This is a genomic window from Pedobacter sp. Hv1 (assembly GCF_001412215.1).
GTDB lineage: Bacteria > Bacteroidota > Bacteroidia > Sphingobacteriales > Sphingobacteriaceae > Pedobacter.
Map to the genome: position 1 here is coordinate 39,338 of NZ_LLWP01000014.1, position 23,130 is coordinate 62,467.

At 39.9% G+C, this 23,130-nt stretch carries 17 protein-coding genes and 1 riboswitch; of the genes, 12 read left to right on the forward strand and 5 right to left on the reverse strand.

The annotated features are described in order from the left end of the window. Positions 1-16 precede the first annotated feature (16 nt). Complete coding sequence (locus tag AQF98_RS21570) at positions 17-889, forward strand: LysR family transcriptional regulator (protein WP_055134048.1); 873 nt, start codon at positions 17-19, stop codon at positions 887-889. Between the two features lie 71 nt (positions 890-960). Here the strand turns inward: AQF98_RS21570 and AQF98_RS21575 are convergent, their stop codons facing one another. Genes AQF98_RS21575 through AQF98_RS21585 form a run of 3 tightly spaced genes read right to left on the reverse strand, consistent with a single transcriptional unit; the run spans position 961 to position 2,001 of the window. Beyond that, positions 961-1,326 carry a DUF2200 domain-containing protein gene (locus AQF98_RS21575; RefSeq protein WP_055134049.1) on the reverse strand — a complete coding sequence of 122 codons (366 nt, stop codon included), beginning with the start codon at positions 1,324-1,326 and terminating at the stop codon, positions 961-963. 57 nt (positions 1,327-1,383) lie between these two features. Further along, positions 1,384-1,764, reverse strand: a complete 381-nt coding sequence (locus AQF98_RS21580; RefSeq protein ID WP_055134050.1) for a hypothetical protein — start codon at positions 1,762-1,764, stop codon at positions 1,384-1,386. Between the two features lie 39 nt (positions 1,765-1,803). Further along, positions 1,804-2,001 (reverse strand): KOW motif-containing protein, encoded by a 198-nt coding sequence (locus tag AQF98_RS21585; protein WP_055134051.1) that lies wholly within the window; start codon positions 1,999-2,001, stop codon positions 1,804-1,806. 325 nt (positions 2,002-2,326) lie between these two features. Further along, positions 2,327-2,437: riboswitch (SAM riboswitch) on the forward strand. A gap of 96 nt (positions 2,438-2,533) precedes the next feature. Here AQF98_RS21585 and AQF98_RS21590 point away from each other — a divergent pair. The 5 genes from AQF98_RS21590 (at position 2,534) to AQF98_RS21610 (ending at position 11,361) form a co-directional block, all read left to right on the forward strand. Further along, positions 2,534-5,692, forward strand: coding sequence for a TonB-dependent receptor (locus tag AQF98_RS21590; RefSeq protein ID WP_082435234.1), 3,159 nt, complete (start codon positions 2,534-2,536; stop codon positions 5,690-5,692). Between the two features lie 12 nt (positions 5,693-5,704). After that, positions 5,705-7,180 (forward strand): RagB/SusD family nutrient uptake outer membrane protein, encoded by a 1,476-nt coding sequence (locus AQF98_RS21595; protein ID WP_055134052.1) that lies wholly within the window; start codon positions 5,705-5,707, stop codon positions 7,178-7,180. Between the two features lie 4 nt (positions 7,181-7,184). Beyond that, positions 7,185-8,180 (forward strand): AhpC/TSA family protein, encoded by a 996-nt coding sequence (locus AQF98_RS21600; RefSeq protein WP_055134053.1) that lies wholly within the window; start codon positions 7,185-7,187, stop codon positions 8,178-8,180. 212 nt (positions 8,181-8,392) lie between these two features. Continuing rightward, the gene (locus AQF98_RS21605) at positions 8,393-10,843 is read left to right on the forward strand and encodes a TonB-dependent receptor domain-containing protein (protein ID WP_055134054.1); all 2,451 of its coding nucleotides are present in this window, start codon (positions 8,393-8,395) and stop codon (positions 10,841-10,843) included. A 29-nt stretch (positions 10,844-10,872) separates the two neighbouring features. Next, entirely contained in the window at positions 10,873-11,361 is a 489-nt protein-coding gene (locus AQF98_RS21610; RefSeq protein WP_055134055.1) for a MarR family winged helix-turn-helix transcriptional regulator, read from the forward strand. Positions 11,362-11,367: 6 nt separating this feature from the next. Here AQF98_RS21610 and arr read toward each other — a convergent pair whose 3' ends face one another. Further along, on the reverse strand, positions 11,368-11,784 hold the full coding sequence (arr, locus tag AQF98_RS21615) for an NAD(+)--rifampin ADP-ribosyltransferase (protein WP_369816953.1): 417 nt from the start codon (positions 11,782-11,784) through the stop codon (positions 11,368-11,370). 326 nt (positions 11,785-12,110) lie between these two features. Between arr and AQF98_RS21620 the strand changes: the two genes are divergently transcribed. The 3 genes from AQF98_RS21620 to AQF98_RS21630 are packed head-to-tail and all read left to right on the forward strand — an operon-like array spanning position 12,111 to position 19,380. Then, on the forward strand, positions 12,111-15,308 hold the full coding sequence (locus AQF98_RS21620) for a SusC/RagA family TonB-linked outer membrane protein (protein ID WP_200911943.1): 3,198 nt from the start codon (positions 12,111-12,113) through the stop codon (positions 15,306-15,308). Between the two features lie 19 nt (positions 15,309-15,327). Continuing rightward, positions 15,328-16,815 (forward strand): SusD/RagB family nutrient-binding outer membrane lipoprotein, encoded by a 1,488-nt coding sequence (locus tag AQF98_RS21625; RefSeq protein ID WP_055134057.1) that lies wholly within the window; start codon positions 15,328-15,330, stop codon positions 16,813-16,815. Between the two features lie 60 nt (positions 16,816-16,875). Further along, on the forward strand, positions 16,876-19,380 hold the full coding sequence (locus tag AQF98_RS21630) for a phosphocholine-specific phospholipase C (protein ID WP_055134058.1): 2,505 nt from the start codon (positions 16,876-16,878) through the stop codon (positions 19,378-19,380). An 82-nt stretch (positions 19,381-19,462) separates the two neighbouring features. On the opposite strand, the gene AQF98_RS21635 is transcribed toward AQF98_RS21630, so the two are convergent. Continuing rightward, positions 19,463-21,037 (reverse strand): Na+/H+ antiporter, encoded by a 1,575-nt coding sequence (locus tag AQF98_RS21635; RefSeq protein ID WP_055134059.1) that lies wholly within the window; start codon positions 21,035-21,037, stop codon positions 19,463-19,465. A gap of 225 nt (positions 21,038-21,262) precedes the next feature. Here AQF98_RS21635 and AQF98_RS21640 point away from each other — a divergent pair, with 225 nt between their 5' ends. From AQF98_RS21640 to AQF98_RS21650, 3 genes are all read left to right on the forward strand, one after another. Beyond that, on the forward strand, positions 21,263-21,565 hold the full coding sequence (locus AQF98_RS21640; RefSeq protein WP_152969785.1) for a hypothetical protein: 303 nt from the start codon (positions 21,263-21,265) through the stop codon (positions 21,563-21,565). A gap of 106 nt (positions 21,566-21,671) precedes the next feature. Further along, positions 21,672-22,319: a hypothetical protein gene (locus AQF98_RS21645; protein ID WP_055134070.1), complete on the forward strand. Its 648-nt coding sequence runs from the start codon at positions 21,672-21,674 to the stop codon at positions 22,317-22,319. A 103-nt stretch (positions 22,320-22,422) separates the two neighbouring features. Then, positions 22,423-23,121 carry a hypothetical protein gene (locus AQF98_RS21650; RefSeq protein WP_055134061.1) on the forward strand — a complete coding sequence of 233 codons (699 nt, stop codon included), beginning with the start codon at positions 22,423-22,425 and terminating at the stop codon, positions 23,119-23,121. The last annotated feature ends 9 nt before the right edge of the window (positions 23,122-23,130 follow it).

The window sequence follows — 23,130 nt, forward strand, 5'->3', positions numbered from 1 at the left end:
TGCGTATATTGCATTAATGGATTTGCAACAGATTAAATATTTTTTGGCACTTGCCGATGAGCTGCATTTTTGGAATACTGCAGGGAAAATGAACATTACCCAATCTGCATTAAGTAGGCAGATACAAGCATTAGAAAGCGATTTGGGTGTGCAATTGTTTAACCGTACCAAACGCAGTGTGAAATTGACGCCTGCAGGAGCATTTTTAAAAGAGAAATGGGGCAGGGAATTAAGCGAAATCAATTACATTCATCAATTTGCCAAACAGATCCATTTAGGCGAGCAGGGAACCATTAGAATTGCCCATCCAGATTCCATTTCGGGATCGTTAATGCCCGATATTGTAGCCCGTATTACGAGTACATTTCCTAAACTGCAGTTAGAATTGGTGCAGGTGCTGTACGAGAGCCAAAAGGAATTTTTAAGCAATTACAAGCTCGACCTGGTCATTACCAGAGACGAAAATCAAATGAAAGAAATTAGGTCAGAAAAATACGCTATTGATAATTTAGCATTGGTCGTACCCGAAAATCACCCATTCCAAACATTCGAAGACCTGTCAAAAGATAAACTAATAGACCAGAAGTTTATTCTGCCTGTAAAAGATGAGAGCAGCAGTTACAACCATATCATCCAACAGATGTTCGAAACACTAGATATTATACCCAATGTGTACCTGCATTCAGAATTTGGCTCTACCATTATCGCCTTGGTTAAAAAAGGATTGGGTATTGCGGTATTGCCCGATTCTTACCGATACCACGAAATGCCGGGTGTTAGATTTATTCCACTTCCTTTTCAAACCGAACTTTACCTCAATTGGCGCAGCGACGATAATAATCCTGTGCTTGTCAATATTTTAAGATTGATATTGGGAAAAGCCATCTAGCTGGCTAGCTATCCACTGCTCGTTTGATCCAGTAAATTTTTGATAGGATGATTTAAATAAGCTAAGGGAGTTTAAGCCTCCCTCAAAATCTTTTCCATTTTTTTACCCTTGGCCAATTCATCAACTACTTTATCCAAATAGCGTACTTGTTGGGTTAAAGGATTCTCAATGTCTTCGATGCGGTAACCACAAATAAGACCGGTAATGAGCTGTGCATTAGGATGAAGTGTAGCCTGCTGAAAGAAGGTTTCGAAAGTGACCTTTTGCGCAATGAGGTCTTGTAGTTTGGCCTCGTCAAAGCCCGTTAACCAGGTAATCACTTGGTGTAGCTCTGCTTTGGTTCTGCCCTTCTTTTCTACTTTGCTTACATAATGAGGGTAAACAGAGGCAAAGGTCATTTGGGCAATGCGTTGGTTATGGATATCGCTAGTGTTCATGGTTAATCAAATTAATTGATATGATTGGCATCTATTTGGGTAAGTTTTTTTGTGTGGTTAGGCTTGATTTGAATTCCATTGTTGGATAATCACACACACATTGGTGCGATCTCTTAACGCAAATTCTAAAGCACCCCATGGCCTAAGGGTTACTTGGTTAAGGTTAGGGTGCAAAAACTCGGGATGCGATTTGGAGATCTTGCTAAATGCCTCCTGGATATCGTTGGTATGCAAACGGATTTCTGGCCTGTCTTTATCCGCATATTCCTTGTTTTGGAACAAGAAAACAGATAGGCTGTCTTGATCTACCACGCAGCAGGGATGCTCTGCCTCGAGATCGTTATAACTGATTGTAAATCCCAAACAATCTACAAAGAGTGTAAGACCATCTTGAATGTCTACATAAAATATATTGGGTACTAATTTGGTAAAATTCATGTTTACAAGGTGATTAAAGAGACAGAGTAGAGTGGGTATTTATTTTGAACTGGCAATCACTTCTACATTTTTGCCCAATGTTTTAAACTTGATGCCACTTTCTTGTTCAACCGTAATGGTAAGGTGGCCTGTTTTACTGATGTTGCTATCACGTACCCAACCAGATTTCCCTTTGTGTGTTCCAGCTACTACTTTACAGGTATCACCATCTTGTAATGGTCTATTCTTCGCGTCCATCTCATTTAATTTAGTCCATCTAAGTTAACAGGCCTAGCTCATATTTGCAAAAAAACTAGGTTAGCCACTCGCCTATAAAAGGAAATAGGAGTAAGTCAATAGGGTTTGAAAAGTTTTCTGATGATTCGGATTGAGATGTTTTAAATCCTTCTAAAATGGTTTTAAAGCTGTAAATAGTTGTTGTTGAGTGGTTTGTTATTGAAGTTGTTCCTTCGTTTTGATAAGGAGGTCAACATTAATTTGTCACGTTAATATCATTTGTATATTTAATCTATAGTTTTAGTAGTCTATTCGTATCTTTGCGCCACTGAGTTCTTAAATAGCTTACTTATAAAGAAAGACCGAGGGAGAGGCCCGATAACGTCTTAGCAACCTGATACTAACCGGAAGTAAAAAGGTGCTAATTCCTACTCTTGATAAAAGAGAAAGATAAGTAGTGATATATAACCTGCACCTGTTGCGGGCTACACGCTTGTTTTGCCCTTCAATGTCTGCTTTTAAGCAAAGCAACTCAGTTTGATTAGAAAAATTTATGGAAATACAATTACAAACGTTTCAGTGGAAGAGGACGTTCACGATCTTTATCCTCTTTACACTATGGGGCAGCATTGCGCTGGCACAACAAAGAAAAATAACCGGGGTAGTTACCCTACAATCAGACCGTAAGCCTTTACCCGGGGTGGTGGTTAAAGTAAAAGGATCAAAAAAAGCAGTATCAACCGATACCGATGGTAAATATGTAATCGGTATCGAAGGATCAGAAAATACATTGGTGTTTTCATTCGTAGGCTTTGTTACACAGGAGCTGCCGATAACCAACGATGTACAAAATGTAGAACTGATAGCCGAAGAAAACCGTTTGAATGAAATTGTGGTGGTAGCCTATGGTACAGCCAATAAAGCAACTTACACAGGTTCTGCATCGGTAGTGAGTGCCAAAGATTTAGAAAACAGACAGGTTTCTAATGTTTCACGCTCTTTACAGGGGCTTGTTCCGGGCTTGCAGTCTGTGGCACCAGCTGGTCAGCCAGGTAGTGAGGCTGCTATTCGCCTCAGGGGCATTGGCTCGGTTAATGCATCGAGCGCACCTTTATATGTGGTAGATGGTATTCCGTTTTCGGGCAATATCAACTCCATTAGCAATAGCGAAATTCAGTCCATTTCGGTGCTGAAAGATGCTTCAGCCAGTGCACTTTATGGTTCTAGAGGAGCCAATGGGGTCATTATCATTACCACCAAACAAGGGCAGTTCAATAGCAAAGCTACCGTAAACATCAATGCCTCAACTGGTATTTCTACCCGAGCATTTAAAGATTACAGTTACCTCAACAACAAAGATTATTTCGAATTGTATTGGGAAGCCTTGAGGAATAACCAATTAGATCAGGGTAAAACCGCTGCCCAAGCCGCACAATATGCCAGCACAGAATTGGTAGGTGCCTTAAAAATCAACCCTTTTGGTTCAGCTTACCCTCAGCCAGTTGGCTTAGATGGAAAGTTATTGGCAGGTGCAAATTCGCTTTGGAACGACGATTGGACCAAATCTTTATCCAGAAATGGTATCCGTAACCAGCTCGAACTGGGCATTAGTGGGGGTAGCGAAAATTCGAAGTATTATGTTGCTGGTGGCTATTTAAATGACAAAGGATTTATTGTAGGTTCTGGATTTTCGAGATACAATGCCCGTGTCAATTACAACACCAAGGTAAACAAATGGTTTGAAGCAGGGCTGAATATTGCTGCCACAAGTACAAGTCAAGATTCGCCACCCCAAACAGATAGCAACCAAGGTAATTTTGCCAATTTTGGTAGGCTAGTATCCAATATCTACCCGGTTTACGAAAGAAATGCCGATGGAAGCTACAAATTTGATGCAGAAGGCAACAAAATTTACGATTTCGGGAATTACAGACCCAGTGCTGCCGCAACAGGAAATAACTTGTTGGGTGGGGTAGCCCTTAACAAATACAATAACAAACAAGATGCCTTGATTTTTCGGGGGAATTTTCAGTTTAACATCCTGAAAGGCCTGAAATTGAAAAACAGTGTCAATACTGATTATGTCAATCGCCTTAACCATTCCTATACCAATCCCGGTTTTGGTTCAGGATTGGCCGGAAAAGGTTCGGTAAGCAAGAGCAGTTCACGTACGCTCGGAACCACCATCAACAATTTACTGGATTATACTTTTGACATCTCAGATCAGCACCACTTTAACTTATTGGCCGGACAAGAACTCTATTTGTTGAACAGCTCTAATCTTTCAGGCTCTAGAAGTAATTTTGGCTTTCAAGGGAAAGACGAACCTGCTGCAGCATCCTTGTTGAATAGTTTTACTGGCGATTCTGATGAATATAAACTGAGTAGTTTTTTAGGCAAGGCTGAATACAACTTTGCCCAAAAGTATTACATCACGGCTAGTTTCCGTAGAGATGGTTCATCAAGGTTTAGTCCAAGTTCTCGTTGGGGCAACTTCTGGTCGCTCGGTACGTCTTGGAACATTACTTCAGAAAACTTCCTGAAAGGAACAAAATGGTTAAACAACTTGAGCTTACGTGCCAGTTATGGTGCACAGGGTAATGACAACTTAGGTAGTTATTATGCTTATCAGGATCTGTATTCCATTTATAACAGCTTAGGCGAAGCCGGATTGGTAACTTCGAGGTTACCTACACCGGGCCTTAAATGGGAAACTAACCTTAATTTTAATGCAGGTGTAGATTTTGGCCTGTTCAATAACCGTTTAACAGGAACTTTTGAGGTTTATCAGCGAAAATCTAAAGATTTGTTATTCAGCAGACCACTTTCTCCTTCCTTAGGTTTTACGGCAATTGATGATAACATTGGCTCTTTAAGAAACAATGGTTTTGAAGGCCAGATCAATGTGGTGCCTGTAAGAACTACAGATTTAACCTGGGACTTAGGAATCAACTTTGGCCATTTCAGTAATCAAATTACGGCTTTACCACAAAAAGAGATCATTTCTGGAAACGTTGGTCAGTTGGGCTCTACCAAAAAATTAGTGGTGGGTGGTTCAGTATACGATTTCTTTATCAGAGAATGGGCAGGGGTAGATGCAGCTAATGGAAAACCACTTTGGTACAAAAATACATTTACCACAGATGGTGCTGGTGTAAAAACCATTACCGGAAGAACGACTACGAGTGTATTTGCCGATGCCGATCAATATTTTCAAGGATCGGCCTTGCCAGACCTTTATGGAGGGATTAGCAGCAGGCTAAAATACAAAGGTATTGAGCTCTCATTCTTGATTTCGTATTCGATAGGAGGTAAAATATTAGACTTAGATAAGGTAATGATCTCTCACAATGGAGATAATCCGGGTAGAACCTGGTCTGACGAGATCCTAAACCGTTGGACACCCCAACATACCGATACAGATGTGCCACGTTTGAGTACACAGGCCACCAATTGGAACAGCATTTCGACCAGATTTTTATACGATGCCTCTTACGCACGTTTGAAAAACTTAACACTGGGTTATAGCTTACCAAGTCAGGTAGCGTCATCAATCGGTTTCAAAAATATCAGACTTTCTGTAACAGGCGAAAACCTAGTGACCCTATTTGGGCAAAGCGGACTCGATCCGGAGCAAGCGGTAGATGGGGTTACCTTTTATCGCTACCCGGCACAAAAAACAATTTCATTTGGTTTAAACGCCTCATTTTAATTTCTACAGCACATGAAAACACAAAAATTCAAATCTATACTATTGCTGGCAGTGGTGGCAGTGTTGACCAGCTGCAGCGACCAATTTTTTGAAACGGCACCCGCTGGCGACCTTACCGGAAAAGAAGCCTATGCTTCGACAGCAAATATCGATGCCTTAACCAATGGTACCTTACGTTACTTGATGGAATCGAGCACTTCTCAAGATAATCCGGGTTATCCGGCCATTCTTTTAACCCAAGAGGTAATGGGCGAAGATGCCATAGCTCGAGATGGTGTTTATGGTTTTAGAGACTCGTACCCTTATCGCGATCCTTATGATAATACTACTAGAAGGGCATTGTTTTTTTGGAGCTTCCAGTACAAAGTGATTGATAACTGTAATGGCATTATAGCCAACGTAGATCAGGCTAGTGGTTCGGATACAGATAAAAGATATTTAAAAGGGCAGGCCTTGGCACTTCGGGCATTTGTTTACCTCAATTTAGTGCGCCAATACCAGTTTACTTACATTAAAGATCAAACTGCCAAAGCCGTTCCTATTTATACCGAACCTACCAGTCCGGCCTCGCAACCTAAGGCCAGGGCAAGTGTAGCGGCTGTTTATAATCAGGTAATTAATGATTTAACACAAGCCGAAACCTTATTGGTAGGTTACAAAAGAACCGTTAAAAATAGGTTAGACCTCAATGTGGTGAAAGGCTTATTGGCAAGAACCTACCTTACCATGGAAAAATGGGACTTGGCCGCTACCAAAGCAAAAGAGGCCAGAACTGGTTATGCCATTATGGAACCCGGACAATATGGCCAAGGATTTAATGATGTGAGTAATGTAGAGTGGATTTGGGGCCATCCACAGCGGGCAGACCAAAATTTGGGAGGTGCATCCTTTTTCGCCTACATTGATGTAACGCCAACTACAGGTTACAGAAGTATCATGCCAGATCCGAATTTCAGGAAACTATTTGCAGATCAGGATGTGAGGAAAAACTTGTTTGAACTGGTAACTACACCATCAGATCCGATGTACCGATGGTATAAATACAAAAAGTTTGTAGACAAGACAGACCGCTCTGGCAATATCGTTTTAATGCGTTCATCAGAAATGACATTGATAGAAGCAGAAAGCAAAGCCAGATTGGGCGATTTGCCAGGTGCCATTAATGCTTTAAACGAACTAAGGGTTAAACGAAACCTGCCAGCCATTGTTGGTGGTACCTTTAATCAAGCAGAGCTGATCGAAGAAATTTTAAACGAGAGAAGAAGAGAGCTATGGGGCGAAGGTTTCCGTTTGTTAGATATTTTGCGTTTGCAACGAAAACCAATAAGAACCGAAACTACAGACACATTTGTATCAGGATCGGCCAATGTAACCATTAAAGGGCACTATATTTTCCAGTTTTCGAACAATACGCCTTTGGTACCCAACAGTCCATTTTACTTGTTCAGTATTCCAATAAACGAAATTAATACCAACCCTAATTTATAATCTGATGAAAAAGTTAAGCAACGTAATGGCTTTGTTGCTGCTCGGTAGCAGCATGGCCTTAGCCCAACAAAAAGAAGAGATTACCATTACAGGTACTGTAAAAGGGCTACAAAATGGTAAGGTCTACTTACAAAAATTTAACAACAAAATGTTCTTTACCATCGATTCGGCAACGGTTAAAGATGGTCAATTTCAATTTAACCAAAAATTGATCTTGCCAGAGTTGTACGGATTAACTTTAAACAAAGACAAAAATCCACTTTATGTATTTCTGGAAGCTGGTAAAATCAATGCCGATTTAGATACCACTAAATACTATACTGGATCGGTGATCAGTGGATCAAAAAGTAACGATTTGTTTATTGCCTATAAAAAAGAAAGAAATGTTGATATCAAAACTTTTATTCAGCAAAATCCCAATTCCATTGTGTCGGCTTATGTGTTGTACAGAGATTTTTCTTATCGCTTGAGTGCCGCACAAATTGAAGAAAATATCAGTTACTTAGCTCCTTCATTACAGCAAACACCCTATGTAGGGGTGCTGAAAGAATTGATCGGTGTGTTGAGCACAGTTGCTATTGGTAAACCTGCACCAGTGTTTACAGCCTTAAACCAACATGGTCAATCGGTCAGTCTGTCGCAATTTCGAGGCAAATATTTATTAATTGATTTCTGGGCAGCTTGGTGTGGTCCATGCAGAAAGGAGAACCCAAATGTGGTGGCTGCCTATCAGAAATACCATGCCAAAGGTTTTGATATTTTAGGGGTATCCTTAGACAAAAGCAAGGCCGATTGGCTTGCAGCTATTGCAGCCGATCAATTGAATTGGACACAAGTTTCGGATCTAAAATTTTGGAACAGTGCACCCGCTAAACTATATGGGGTAAGGGCAATTCCGGCTAATGTATTGATTGATCCGCAGGGCTTAATTATAGGAAGGAATTTGAGGGGAGAAGAACTGCAACAAACCTTGGAACGCTTATTTAGTACAGCAAAGTAAAAGATAATAGGTTCCCCTTTGTCAGGGCAGCGCTGCAAAGTGCTGCCTTTTTTATTGGTATTTTAAGTATAAATACGTAAGTACTTACCTATTTAACATTTTTTAACAGTAAATACCCTTTGTTTTTGTATAAATTTATAGAAGGTATTGCAACATTTGGTAAGATATGGTGTCTAATGCCTATACCAAACAAACTTTAAACCTGATTTTTTATGAAGACCAAACAAGTAGTATCTATTTATTTTGTGCTGTTTATTTATGTAAGTACTTACGTAAATTTAGTATCAGCACAAGAAAGGCAGCAATTTAACATCAAAGGCGTATTTGCAAGTGCGCAAAAAGCAAAGATAGAAGGACTAAGTGTTCAGCTTTTAAAAGCCGATACCAAAGCATTGGTTAAGCTAGAAATTGCAAATGCAGATGGCAGTTTTGCTTTTGAAAAAATACCGCAGGGCAATTACCTATTGATGACCCAAAGCCTAGAATTTGCAAAATATGAATCTGCTGCAATTACTTTAAGCAAAGATCTTGATCTGGGCACCATCCAGCTGCAAGGGCTAACCACTAACTTAAAAGAGATTGTGGTAAGCACCACAAAGCCATTTATTCAACAACAGTTTGATAAAACGGTGCTCAATGTGGCAGGTTCCATTTCTGCTGTGGGCAGCAATGCCCTAGAAGTATTGGCAAAGGCGCCTGGTATTACGCTTGATCAAAATGACAATATCGCCATGCGTGGCAAACAAGGTGTGCTGGTCATGATTGATGGCAAGTTTGTACCCATGTCTGGACAAGATTTAGCCAACATGTTAAAAAGTATGTCGGCCAACCAGATCGAAAAAATCGACTTGGTAACCAATCCATCTGCTAAATACGATGCTGCTGGAAATGCAGGGATCATCGATATCAGGTTAAAAAAAGGAAATAACAGTGGTACAAATGCCAATGCTACCTTGAGTTTTGGACAAGGGAAATATGCCAAGGTAAATCCATCTTTAAATTTCAACCACCGCACAAAGGTGATGAATGTTTTTGGTTCTTATAATTATGGGTACAACCAAAACTTTAACCAACTCGATATTTTTAGGAATTTTTATTCGGCTACCGATCAGTTAACAGGCAGCAACAATTACAATAATTATTTCAAGTTTATATTTAATAACCATAATGTGAGGGTAGGAAGTGATTTTTACCTCAATAAAAATATTGTACTTGGTTTTGCAGCCAATGGCATTTACAGCAGGGGCGATATCAACTCAGATAGTAGAGCGAAATCTTACAATAGTTCAGCGCAAAATACAGGTTCGTTTAATACGGTAGCGGCCAATGCACCAATTAGAAATAACAACAGCATCAACATTAATTATAAGCAGGTATTAGATACAACGGGCAAAGAAATTTCGGCCGATTTCGATTATGCCAGCTTTGCTTCAAACGAGATCCAAAACTATACCACCAGTTATTTAAATCCGAATGGCAGTGTGGCCAAAGCACCCTATTTACTTAAAGGCGATCTGGGGGGTAACTTAGCCATCAAATCATTTAAAATCGATTATCAGCAACCGCTCAAAGCGCTCAAAGCCAAGTTGGAGCTGGGGGTAAAAAGTAGTTGGGTTAAAACAGATAACGATATCAAATTTTTCGATCTGAGCAATGGCTCGTCGGTACTGGAAACAGGCAAGAGCAATCATTTTATTTATGATGAAAACATCAATGCAGTTTATGCAAATGCGGCCAAGTCTTGGAAAAAACTAAGTCTGCAATTAGGCTTAAGGTTAGAAAATACAAATGCCAATGGCATCCAATTGACAGATAATAGCACATTTGATCGGAATTATACACAGCTTTTCCCAAGCGGTTATGTGGGGTATAAATTTACAGACAATAACGATTTGGGCCTTTCATTAAGTAGAAGAATCAATAGACCATCTTACCGCCAATTGAATCCGTTTAAGAACTTCTTAGATCCTTTAACCTATTCTACCGGTAACCCTTACCTTAAGCCAGAGCTGACCAATTCGTTTGAGCTGACCCATACCTACAAACAAAAATACATGACCAAGATCGGTTACAGCAGAACTACAGATAATATTCTGAGCGTACTCTCGCCAGACAATGTAGAACCTAACTCAGTGATCCAGACCAATAGAAACTTGGCCAAGTTTGATTATTATAGTGTGAGCTTTAGTTTTCCGATAAAGGTGGGTAAATGGTTAAATAGTACCAATAATGCCTTGGCTTTTTATGGACTTTATAAAGGAAATTTGGTGAACACAGACCTGAATGTAAGCAGGGTAAGCTATAATTTTAACTCGAGCAATAATATTAAAATTAGTGGAAGTACAAGTGCCGAAGCCATTTTTAATTACCAGAGTAGGTCTTATTACGGGTTTTTGGATGTGAAGGGCAACTGGGGTTTAGCGCTAGGTGTGCAACAACAGTTAATGGATAAAAAGGCGTCTATAAAATTAAGCGTAAGTGATGTATTTTATAAAACCAAAACTGATGCATACACCAAGCTGACAGGTTACAGCGAGCAATTTTATCAGAGCAGAGACACGAGGGTTGGAACGCTAAGTTTCAGTTACCGTTTTGGAAAATCGCAGGTTTCAAGTTCGAGAAGAGCGGGCGCTGCCGATGAAGAGAAAAGGAGAGCGGGCTAATTTTAACCTAATTTTTCTAACTTAGACCTATGGATTTGATACACGAATTGGGAGAATTGGCATTGGCAACTCGCTTAAAAAGATTAAGCGAGCGCCTTTCTACCGATGTTAGTAAAATATATAAGGAATCGGATGTTGATTTTGAGGCCAAATGGTTTTTGATCTTATCCCTGCTGCAAAAGGAGAAAGTAATGTCCATTACCGCAATTGCCGAGTCTTTACAATTGAGCCATCCGGCTATTGTGCAGTTTGTTCAGGAGTTGAGCCAAAAGAACCTGATCAAATCTGTTGGTGATAAAAAGGATGGCAGAAAAAGAATGATTTCTTTAACCACTACAGGGAAAAGAACATTGGAACAAATTGCACCAATATTAACGAGCATCAAAGCAGAAAATAAAAAATGGATTGAAAGTGCCAGTGCCAATATCCTGTGTGTTTTAACAGAATTGGAACAGGCATTAGACGAGCAAAGTATGTATCAAAGAATTAAGCTAGATATTTTACAGCAAAAGCCTTAAATATTTTTAATCCTCAATAGCCTCCACACCCAATTGTTTCAACTGCTCAATGTGGTCTTTCATTGCTTTGAGCTGATCTGGAGCATGGCCTTGCCAATCTGTAATTTCTCCAATTACCCGAAGTGGATAAAGGCTCCGGTATGATTTTGTTGGATTGCCAGGGAATTTTTTGTCCGTTAAATTAGGATCGTCTTCAATTGGGCCAGTAGGTTCTACTTTATAAATTGTGCCTCTTCCTTCGCCCAAGGCAAGTTCAGCACCCCAAGTAGCCGCATCTAAAGTGGCACTTAGATAAACAAAAACAGCCTTTTTCTGTTTGCCGTAGTTTGAATTGAAACCAGGTTCAATTAAATCGCCCAATTTCAAGTTAGCTTTAGTGCCATGATACAATTCTTGTAAATGCAGTTCATTGGTAAACTCTATCGATTGATCTTTATTATTGGGGTTTTTCATTGTTTTTTAGGGGAGATTGACGATCGTTAAGCATTCAAAAAAAGCCAAATTATTCATTGCTGCTTATGAAATAAACAGTCGGCTTTCAAATATAAATATAGGCAATAAGTCTTTCACTAGAAAAATAGGTCAATCCATTATTTTGCCTGCTATGGCTTTTTTTGCTAAACGTTAATGGTTTTAACAATTTGATAATCTTTGAACAGTCTTTTCTGGGGATTAGTTAATCTGGGCTTTGTTTTAAGTTCATTTCGGTGGGGTAAAATTGCAAGAAAGTTACCGAAAACAAAATCATTATGAAGTTCAGAAAAGCACTCAGTGGCCTCATGCTGCTGTTTATCCCATTTATGGGCACTGTAAACGCATTTGCGCTTACACAGGGGCAGACCCCAGTTTTAAAAGCTGGTGAAGAGCTGTCTATCGGAGGTACGATCAAAGATGCAGGGGGGCAAGCGCTTCCTGGGGTCAGTATCTTAGTTAAAGGCACCAAAAAAGGCGTGTCTTCAAACGGCGATGGAAAGTTTACCCTTAAAGTTCAACCTACCGATATTTTGGTGTTTTCTTTGGTTGGCTATCGATCGCAAGAAATTACCGTGGGCTCAAAGACCCAAATAGAGGTAACCTTAGAGATACAAGAATCAATATTGAGCGAAGTAGTAGTTACCGCTATCGGGATCAAACAACAAAAAAGAAAATTGGGTTATGCCACACAGGAAGTAAACACAGAAGTGTTGGATAAGTCAAAAACCATGAACATTGGAAATGCATTGAGTGGTCAGGTTGCAGGTTTGAGTGTGAACAATCCTACTGGTATATTTCAAAGTCCACAGATTACCCTTAGAGGAAAAACACCTTTATTGGTAATCGATGGTATTCCGGTTGAAAGTAATCTTTATGATGTGTCTTCTACCGATATTGAGAACATCAACGTATTAAAAGGGGTAACCGCTTCGGCACTTTATGGTTCTAGAGGAAAGAATGGTGCAATTATCATTACCACCAAAAGAGCTAAGGTAGATGGCCTAGAAGTAAATGTGGGAGCAAATACTATGGTTACCGCTGGTTTTACAGTTTTCCCTAAAACACAAACCGAGTATGGTAATGGATCTGAAGGAAAATATGAGTTCTGGGATGGTGCTGATGGTGGTATCTCTGATGGAGATATGATCTGGGGTCCAAAATTTGGAACTGGTATCAAAGTAAGACAATGGAACAGCCCGATTAGAGACAAACAAACAGGAGCAGTTATTCCGTGGTGGGGAGATGTAAGTGGAACCATCTATAACGATAAGTCGAGGTACGAAAGGGTACCAACTGATTGGGTACGCCATGATAACCTGAACGATTTCTTAGGTACTGGAATTGTAACAGATAACCACATGTCTATGGCCTATAAAAGTGAAAAAGCACAGCTTTATTTCTCAGGAAAGTATGCCAATCAAAAAGGGCAGGTGCCAAATACTTCCTTATCTACTGGCGGCCTTAATTTTAGCGGAAACTATAACCTGACTAAGAATTTGGTAGCAGAAGCAAGTCTTTCTTACAACAAGGTTTATTCTCCAAATTTCCCACGTTATGGCTACGGTCCTAAAAACCACATGTACACCATCTTGATCTGGATGGGCGATGATGTGAATGGAAAAGAACTGAAAGAACACATGTATGTGCCGGGTGCTGAAGGTTACAGACAGGCCAACTATAATTACGCATGGTATAACAACCCTTATTTTGCAGCTTATGAGTTTAACCAATTACACAATAAAAATACCATTGATGGTTTAATGCGTTTGGCATGGACGGCAGCTCCTGGGCTGACTTTACAAGCAAGGGCAAACCTAAGAAATACCAGTTTGTTTGAAGACATGCAAAGTCCAAAAACATACTTAAACTATGGCGATTCTAGAAATGGCGACTATAAAGACTGGAACTCTAACCAGACCAATTTCGATGCCGATTTTCTGGCTACTTATACCAAGGAGTTGAGCAGCAAAGTTGGGTTAACCATTAACGCTGGGGCCTCTAAATTTGCTAGAACTTACAGACAGCAATATCAGAGTACAGATGGTATCATTGTACCTTTTGTATATAGTTTAAATAATACCCAAGGGCCTGTTCAAGCTACTAACTATCTCGAAAAGAAAGAGATTCAGAGTGTGTACGGATCAGCTAACATCGATTTGTTCAACGCTGTATATTTGAATGTAACGGCTCGTAACGACTGGTCGTCTACACTGCCTTCATCTTCAAACTCTTATTTCTATCCTTCGGCTTCCATCAGCACCATTCTATCGCAATATATCAAAATGCCAAAGGTGGTTGATTTTATGAAGTTGAATGCCTCATGGGCGCAGGTATCTAACGATTTGGCACCTTACAGTATCCAATCCGTATATACAAAAGATGTAACCTATGGCAGTACGCCATCTGTAGGTTATGGCAGTGGCTTGGTTAATCCATTGATCAATCCTGAAAAATCTACTTCTTATGAGTTGGGCTTTTCTTCTGCCTTTTTCAAGAATAGGTTAAGTTTAGACCTGACCTATTACAATATCATTGATGAAAACCAGATCATTGACCTGAACGTTTCTCAGGCCTCTGGTTTTACCACCCGTAAGGTGAATGGTAATAAATACCAAACCAATGGTTATGAGGTAGTGTTGGGTATCAAACCAGTTGTAGGTCGCAATTTTAGCTGGGACCTGAACCTAAACTGGTCATCATCTATCCGTAAACTAAAAGAAATATACAATGGCAATGCCAAATTTGGCAACCTGGTAGTGGGCGATAGAGCAGACAGCTATTACAGCACCGTTTGGGAGAAAAATGCTAAAGGAGAATTGATCCTCGATGCCAACAGTGGCCTTCCGATCAGAGATCCATTTCAACGAAAAGTTGGAAATCTTGATCCTACCTGGAGATTTGGTTTCCAGAACAAGTTCAAGATCAAAGATTTTGTCATCAATGTAGATATTGATGGTGCTTGGGGTGGTATCATGAACTCGACCACCATAGAGAAAATGTGGTGGGGTGGAAAACATCCAGCTTCAACAGAATACCGCGATGCTGAATATGCAGCTGGTAAACCTGTTTACGTACCAACAGGTGTTGTGGTTACTGGTGGTAGCCTTACCAGAGACATTAACGGAAATGTAGTGACAGATACACGTACTTATGCCCAAAATACTAAGGCCGTGAGCTGGCAAACTTGGAGCCAACAGTATCCTTACCGAGCTAGAGTAACCGAAGCAGAAAATAAAAAGTTCGCCAATACCTTCGACCGCTCTTTTGTAAAGTTACGTAGGGTTTCTGTAGGATATGATTTGACCAAACTCGTTAAAATGGGAAAAGTAAAAGCATTAGATGTTAGCCTTTATGGTTACAACTTGGCCATGTGGAAAAAAATGCCATATCTAGATCCAGATTTCGGTACCGATTCTGATCTACAGGATCCTTCGTCGAGATATTTGGGCTGCTCAATTAACCTTAAGTTTTAATCGTTTACACAAAAAAGACATGAAAAAGATATTAAATGTATGCTTAATGGTGGTCTGTCTATTTACCATTTCTTGTAAAAAAGACCTCGAAGAATTGAATAAAGATCCCAATAGGCCACAAGAAACGCACCCACAATTGTTGCTCACCAAAATTGAGTGGACAGCTTTCCAAGAGTTTGGTGGAACTGGCCCTTTATATGCCAATAAAATGTTGGTACAAAGTGATGGCGAAAATTTAGAGCAGTATTACAAATGGAACAGGGCAAGTTTTGATCCTTTCAATAACCTGCGTATTGTAACCAAAATGGATCAAGAAGCGACTAAGCTTAACCTAAAGGCTTATAACGCACTCGCTAAATTTTTTAGGGCCTATTATTTTTATAACCTTACCCTTACTTTCGGAGATATCCCTTACAGCGAGGCTTTAAAAGGAGAAAGTGCAAATCCGATATTTACACCAGTTTACGACACGCAAAAAGCAGTTTTTAAAGGAATATTGACAGAATTGAATGAAGCCAATACCATTCTGAAAGGTCAAAATACCATTATTGTGGGTGATATTATTTTTGGTGGTTCGGTACAAAACTGGCGCAAGGCCGTAAATGCATTGCGTTTAAAGGTATTGCTTACCCTATCTAAAAAGACGAGCGAAACTGATCTGGATATTGTAAACCAATTTGCTGGCATCTATGCATCTGAGCCTTTATTTGCAAAAGACGAAAGTGCCAGATTGGTATTCCTTAACCAACAGAACAACCGATACCCAGAATTCAACTCGAGTAGTTTTGGTTCGGGTATGTACATGGACATGACTTTTGTAGAGCGTTTGAAAGAACGTGAAGACCCTCGTCTTTTCCTTTTCTGCACACAAACCAGGTTAGGTAAGGAAGCAGGTAAGCCAATTTCTGATTTTTCATCTTATGAAGGTGGAGATCCGGCAGCACCTTATGCAGAAACCAATGTTAAAGCCGTTGCTGGAAGAGTATCTAAAGTACACGAACGTTATTATGCCGATCCGGTAAATGAGCCAAGAGTATTGATCGGTTATGCAGAACAACAATTGATCTTAGCCGAAGCTGCGGTGAAAGGATGGATTACTGCTGATGCTAAAAGCTTATATGAGAGCGGTGTAAAATCGAATTTCAAATTCTACGAAAACAATGTGGCCAGCCTTGCTAGCTACGTTAATGAAACGGCAGCCAGCAATTATTTGGGCAAACCCCTTAATAATTTTGACCAAGCGATAAGTAATGAGCAAAAGATAGAATTGATCACCACACAGAAATACCTACAAACCTATTTCCAAAATGGATGGTCGGCCTTTTTCACTAACTTACGTACAGGTTACCCTTCGTTTCGCAGGCCAGCAGGTGTAAATATTCCTTTTAGATGGATCTACCCTCAGGCAGAATACAATAACAATGCGGCGAACGTGAACAAGGCCATATCTAGCCAGTTTGGAGCCAATAATGATCAGATCAACCAAGCCACTTGGTGGGTTAAATAATAACAACAATCAAATGGGGCCATTTTTAATGAAATGGCCCTTTTTTATATTTATCGTATAATGGATTCTAGAAGAGACTTTTTAAAAAAGACAAGTTTGTTTGCAGGCTTAACCACTGTTGCCAATATGGTACCACCTTCACTGCTAAAGGCCATGTCTATTGAACCTACTCCTGGTAGTAGCTATAAGGATGCTGAACATGTGGTTTTTCTGATGCAGGAAAACCGTTCTTTTGATCATGCCTATGGTGCTTTAAAGGGGGTAAGGGGATTTAATGATCCGAGGGTACTGAAACAACAAAATGGACTTCCAATTTGGTTTCAAACCAATAAACAAGGGCAGACTTATGCGCCTTTTAGGTTAGATATCAAAAATTCCAAAATCACCTGGATGGGTTCACTGCCGCATTCTTGGACAGACATGGTTGGTGCTAGAAACAAAGGTAAAATGGATACTTGGTTAGAAGCTAAGAAAGCAGCTAGGGCTTATGAACACATGCCATTAACCATGGGGTATTTTGATCGAAAAGATATTCCTTTTTATTATGCCTTGGCCGATGCCTTTACCATCTGCGACCAACATTTCTGTTCTACGCTTACAGGTACAAGTTCTAACCGTACTTCGTTCTGGTCTGGAGCGGTTAGGGAAAATCCGCACGACGAAAAGTCTTTGCCACATGTTTTTAATGGTCAGATCGATTACAAAAATGTAGGTTGGAAAACTTATCCAGAACGATTGGAAGAAGCACAGATTCCTTGGAAGGTTTACCAGAACGAATTGAGCCTTCCGGTAGGTTTTAAGGATGAGGAAGATGATTGGTTGGCCAATTTTACCGACAATAGTCTCGAGTTTTTTAAACAATACAAAGTTCGGTTTCATCCGGCACATATGGCCTTTTTGCGTAAACAGCTAGCAGATCTACCTCAAGAGATCAATCATTTAGAAGCCAAATTGCCTAAAGATGAGCAAGAACAAAAATTACTGGTTACAAAAAAGGAGACTTTGGTAAAAGTACAAGAAGCCATCAAGACTTGGAACGAACAAGGTTTTGCTGCCTTAAGCGATTTCGAAAAAAATATCCACAAGAGGGCTTTTGTAACCAATGAGGCTGATCCTGATTACCATAAAGTAGAACAGATAGACTATGATGATGCAGGGGTAAAACGACAAATGGTAGTGCCCAAGGGTGATATCCTTTATCAGTTTAGGGCCGATGTAGCAAATGGCAAGTTACCTATGGTGTCTTGGTTGGTTGCACCCTGCCGTTTCTCCGATCATCCGGGTTCTCCGTGGCATGGTGCATGGTATATCTCTGAAATATTAGATATCCTGACCAAAAATGAGGAAGTATGGAAAAAAACAATTTTTGTGCTCACTTACGATGAGAGTGATGGTTATTTCGATCACCAATCGCCTTTTGTACCTCCGCACAGCCAAAGACCTTATACCGGAAAAACTTCTGCAGGCATCAATACCGCAACAGAATTTTCGGGCATAGATCCAAAAGCTCCACAAGAAGAGGGCAAAGATAGCCCTATCGGACTTGGATTTAGGGTGCCCATGGTCATTGCTTCGCCTTGGACCAAAGGTGGTTACGTAAATTCGCAAATTTTCGATCATACCTCTTGCCTACAGTTTTTAGAACATTTCATCGCCGCCAAAACGGGTAAGGTGATTAAAGAGACCAATATCAGTACTTGGAGAAGGGAAGTGTGCGGAGATTTAACTTCTGCATTTAGACCAGCCAATGAACAAGCTGTTCAGCTCAAACCATTGGAAAGAAATAAATTTATCGAGAGCATCTATGCTGCCCAATTTAAACCACTTCCTGGAAACTTCAGTGCCATTAGCGAACAACAACTGCAACAAGCCAATAAAACAGGTAAGTTCAACGAGTTCCTTCCTAGTCAAGAACCGGGTACTAAATTAGCCAATGCGCTGCCTTATCAGCATGAAGTTAACTTGGTACAATTGGCCAATGGTCAGTTAGAAATGCATTTTGCTGCCGGAAAAACATTGTTTGGTAGTAAAAGTGCAGCAGGTGCTTTTCAAGTATATGCACCAGGAACATTTAAACTAGCTAAATTGGATAAAAGCGAAGAGGTAACCATGAACCAATGGAATTTTTGTGTAATACCTGGAGACCAGATTAGCTATCAATGGCCATTGGCAGATTTTGTTGCCGATTATTACCTGTTGCAGTGTTATGGTGCAAATGGTTTTTTCAGGTCTTTTAAAGGTGGTAAACAAGCTTCGGGTTTGAACATTAAAGTATCGCCAGAACTGCTGAATATTAAAATGGCTACCGGAAATGTATTGGTTAATCTTTTAGCAGATCGCGATCTAAAAGTGGAGCTTAAAGACAATGCTTATGGCAATGCTACCAAAACCATTAGCCTCAAAAAAGGCAAAAGTTCGCAATTGATTGTACCTACCAAACAGAGTGGGGCTTGGTATGATTTTACCTTAACCATACAAGGCAATTCCATATTTGCCTACCAGTATGCTGGAAGAATAGAAACTGGCAAAAACAGCATTTCCGATCCACTAATGGGTCGTGTTTAATGCCAAAAAATAATATTAAACAGTAAATAAGCCAGCGTAAAATTCTTTGCGCTGGCTTATTCAATTATTGATCTGACAAATGTTAAATGATCTTTAATCGTTCTTCTTCCAAATCAATCTGGTATAACTGTTGACGGATCACTTCTTCATTAATTTTTGGATCTTTATTGAGCTCTGCCAGAAATTGCCGCTGACTTTCTAACATCTCTACAAAGAGAATCTTGGCTTTTTCATTCATCCAATCGTCATTGGCTGCTTTGGTTTTTTCTTCCCAATGGTGTAATATTTTCTCTATTGTTTTCCGATCGTGCAACTCATTTTCATATTTGTCTTGCAGAAATTTAGAGATATGTTGTCGCAGTTGTTGTTTAATTTGATGGCTGATTTCTGGTGCTTCATAAAGTCCATTAAATAATTGCGTTCTGTTAATAAGGTATGGCAAAGTAAGGCCTTGTACCAATAGGGTAAGTAAAATGACCACAAAAGTGATGAACAAGATCAGGTTTCGATGCGGAAATACAAGTCCATTCTCAAAAACCACCGGAATGGCTAGGGCAGCCGCTAACGACACTACACCACGCATACCTGTCCAACCCAATAAAAGTGGCATCATTAACATTCTTTTGGTAGAAGTAGAACGAGGCGTTACACTTGGCCTAAAGATCATGGTGGTAACCAAAGCCGCATAAGAACTAATGATCCTGGCCAAAATCAACACACCAGTAACCAGCACACCATAACCTATAGCGGTATTGAGCGGAATGCCATCAGCCCTGAGACCCGCTGTAATTTCGGGGAGCTCCAAACCAATAATTAGAAAAACAATGCCATTGAGGATAAATACAAAACTTTCCCATACGCTATACCCTTTAATCCGACTGGAACTGTTCAAGAAAATTAAGCGCTTAGCCGACATGAACAAACCACCTGCTACCACAGCCAACACGCCAGAGCTATGGCATTGTTCTGCAATCCAATACATAAAATAAGGCTCAATAAGTGTCAGTGCAATATCAGAAGGTGCATCGGTAGGGAGTTTTTTATGGGCCTGCACAAAGAGCCATGCCAATAACAGGCCAATCGCAATTCCGCCAATAACCATCCACAGAAAAGTTAAGGTAGCTTCTTGCCAAATGAACTGTCCGGTGCCTACGGCTACCAAAGCAAAGCGAAAGATGATCAATGAAGAAGCATCGTTCAATAAACTTTCTCCTTCTAAAATGGCCGAAGTAGATTTAGGAATTTTAACAAATTTCATAATGGCTCCCGTACTTACCGCATCTGGCGGAGAAACAATACCACCCAAAAGAAAACCCAGTGCAAGCGAAAATCCAGGAATGAAATAATTGGTAAACAATGCAACAGACAATGCCGAGAAAAAGACCACCAGAAAAGCAAAACTGGTAATGATTCGCCACCATTTTTTCATTTCCTTAAATGAAATAGACCAAGCCGCTTCAAACAACAAAGGAGGTAGGAAGATGAAAAAGATCAGGTCTGGATTGATTTTGACAACGGGTAAGCCGGGAATAAAACTGACGAGCAGCCCTGCAACTACCAATAGAATAGGGTAGGCCACCCTAAGTTTGGTAGCTAACATTTGTAAAAGTACAATGGCGGCAACCATTGCCAATAAAAAAGGTAAGATGCTATGCATTCAAATAGGGGTAAGATGGTTTTGGTGTTTACTAATTTAAATAAAATTCGGCTAGGGCTCAAATCTATTTGAGCTAATATCAACATATTGTTTAATCAAAGAACCCTCAATAAAAGGTGAGCAAAAGAACGGTAAAATAATAGTTGTTCAACCATCTTTTTTCAGTTGTTTATCTAACAAACACCACTTTCTATATGACTATTTTTGAACAAAGCGATGTTTCAAATGATGTCTACAATTGATAATGGAGATGCAGAAGGAATGAATTATCACCAAGCTTGTAAGCTGATCAGCATGCAATTGGTCCCTTTAGGGAGTAGGATTGATGGGAGAACTGTGACAGGTTTATTAGTCGTTCCAAAAGACATCAAAGGCGTAGTTATGGTTTTTGATGAATGGTTAAATCAAAAACCTTCCACCATTGCTTACAAACAATATGACCACCTTGATGTTTTGGTGGTGTTGGATAACAGCCTGGCTTACAGTAGATCTATATTTGAAGTGCTTCAACTCACATCTTTTGCTTAATCAAAGAAAATCTGTTGGTGATCAACATACACCAATTGGTCAAGTTTGAGCTTTGCTTTCAGCACTCAGACTGAATGTCTATTTTTGTACGATGCCTATTGAACCGATGTCTTTTTTAAATCCACTGGAACCTGTTGCTGATGTAGAAAAGATCGCAAAAATTCGGGTTTTCCCCGGAGAGACCGAATGGCATAGCGGATGGAAAAAAGCATTTCCGGTCGATTATAGAGAAAAAACTTTCCTGAATAGGGAAGAGGGTTATTACCATCGGGCCGATGTGCATACACCTTGCGGAACGACCATCGAGTTCCAAAACTCTCCAATAGCCTTAACGGAGCTGCAGAGTAGAGAAACCTTTTACCCTCGTTTGGTTTGGGTCATCAATGGTAAAAAGTTCAAAGGCTTTAAAATCCTCAAACATTTGCCCGATGTAAATGATCCACGCTTAGCAGATTTTGAATTTTCGCATACCGCAAACCTGACCATGGTACGTAAAAACGACTTGATTTTGCCCAAACCTAGGGTACTCACTTTCCATCACCCCGAACTGCGGGATATTCCTTTAACTTCTCATTTATATTCTTTCACTTGGCGCCACCCACACAAAGTCTGGTATGAAGCCAAATGTCCACTGATTTTTGATTTGGGTGGTTATTTTTTATATCAGCTGAAACAACGAGCACAACTTTCTGGTGCTTATGCCTACTTGCATATGATTCCTAGAAAGGATTTTATTGGGCAGTATGTTAAATGAAAAATTCAGCTCTCTTTTAACTAATTTTGAAATCAAAAGGGTGTAAATATTAATATCAAGCACTTCTTTTTAAATTGACTAGCATAATTGTTGAATAAAAAATATGAACAGCAAATTTTCCGATAACAACCAGGTTGGTGTAGTTTCAACATTTGATGAACTGATCAATACGGAATTTCAGGGCACAATGAATGCCATTTGCTGGCAAAGAAATCTGGTTGGAGATTTCAAAGAAATTGTGGCTAAGCTTCAGTTGAAAGAAAATGTAACAGATATTGCTGTTGAAGAGCTTTTAGCCCTGTCCTTATCAAATGAAGGGGATATGGCCAGAGAAATCATACTAAATGATTTGAAGTTGTTGACAGATTTGGGCGCTTTGCCGGTGCTTAATTTACTCAAAAGTTACGAGCGAGATGAAGAATTAGATTTCATTTCAACCGATGTTTATTCTTATCATGTAGATCGTTCGCCTATTGCTGCTGACACTTTTTTATGTACTTATGATGGTGCCGCAAGTGATATCATACCTAATGATCAGGTAGAGCAGAAGGTGTTAATTCCTGAAATTCGGCAAAAGCTTCAGGAATTATATGATGGCCCGGAAACAGAATTTGAAGACTTTTTGAAAGAGTATTCTTTCGATCTGCATTACCATCCTAAACCCAATGCCCATCCTTTAAATTTAGGTATTGGCCATCTGTGGAAACTGGCAGTAGACCATCCTGAACAACAGGTTTTACCTTGTGTGCATCGAGCACCACTAGAAAACGATGGTGAATATAGACTGCTTTTGATTTGTTGATGATTTAGA

Bases quoted from the DNA above. Each gene is read 5' to 3' on its own strand.
- AQF98_RS21585 (WP_055134051.1), bottom strand. From the start codon at position 2,001: ATGGACGCGAAGAATAGACCATTACAAGATGGTGATACCTGTAAAGTA.
- AQF98_RS21640 (WP_152969785.1), top strand. From the start codon at position 21,263: ATGATGTCTACAATTGATAATGGAGATGCAGAAGGAATGAATTATCAC.
- AQF98_RS21605 (WP_055134054.1), top strand. From the start codon at position 8,393: ATGAAGACCAAACAAGTAGTATCTATTTATTTTGTGCTGTTTATTTAT.
- AQF98_RS21635 (WP_055134059.1), bottom strand. From the start codon at position 21,037: ATGCATAGCATCTTACCTTTTTTATTGGCAATGGTTGCCGCCATTGTA.
- AQF98_RS21650 (WP_055134061.1), top strand. From the start codon at position 22,423: ATGAACAGCAAATTTTCCGATAACAACCAGGTTGGTGTAGTTTCAACA.
- AQF98_RS21625 (WP_055134057.1), top strand. From the start codon at position 15,328: ATGAAAAAGATATTAAATGTATGCTTAATGGTGGTCTGTCTATTTACC.
- AQF98_RS21590 (WP_082435234.1), top strand. From the start codon at position 2,534: ATGGAAATACAATTACAAACGTTTCAGTGGAAGAGGACGTTCACGATC.
- AQF98_RS21575 (WP_055134049.1), bottom strand. From the start codon at position 1,326: ATGAACACTAGCGATATCCATAACCAACGCATTGCCCAAATGACCTTT.
- AQF98_RS21595 (WP_055134052.1), top strand. From the start codon at position 5,705: ATGAAAACACAAAAATTCAAATCTATACTATTGCTGGCAGTGGTGGCA.
- AQF98_RS21630 (WP_055134058.1), top strand. From the start codon at position 16,876: ATGGATTCTAGAAGAGACTTTTTAAAAAAGACAAGTTTGTTTGCAGGC.
- AQF98_RS21580 (WP_055134050.1), bottom strand. From the start codon at position 1,764: ATGAATTTTACCAAATTAGTACCCAATATATTTTATGTAGACATTCAA.
- AQF98_RS21620 (WP_200911943.1), top strand. From the start codon at position 12,111: ATGAAGTTCAGAAAAGCACTCAGTGGCCTCATGCTGCTGTTTATCCCA.
- AQF98_RS21600 (WP_055134053.1), top strand. From the start codon at position 7,185: ATGAAAAAGTTAAGCAACGTAATGGCTTTGTTGCTGCTCGGTAGCAGC.
- AQF98_RS21645 (WP_055134070.1), top strand. From the start codon at position 21,672: ATGTCTTTTTTAAATCCACTGGAACCTGTTGCTGATGTAGAAAAGATC.
- AQF98_RS21570 (WP_055134048.1), top strand. From the start codon at position 17: ATGGATTTGCAACAGATTAAATATTTTTTGGCACTTGCCGATGAGCTG.
- AQF98_RS21610 (WP_055134055.1), top strand. From the start codon at position 10,873: ATGGATTTGATACACGAATTGGGAGAATTGGCATTGGCAACTCGCTTA.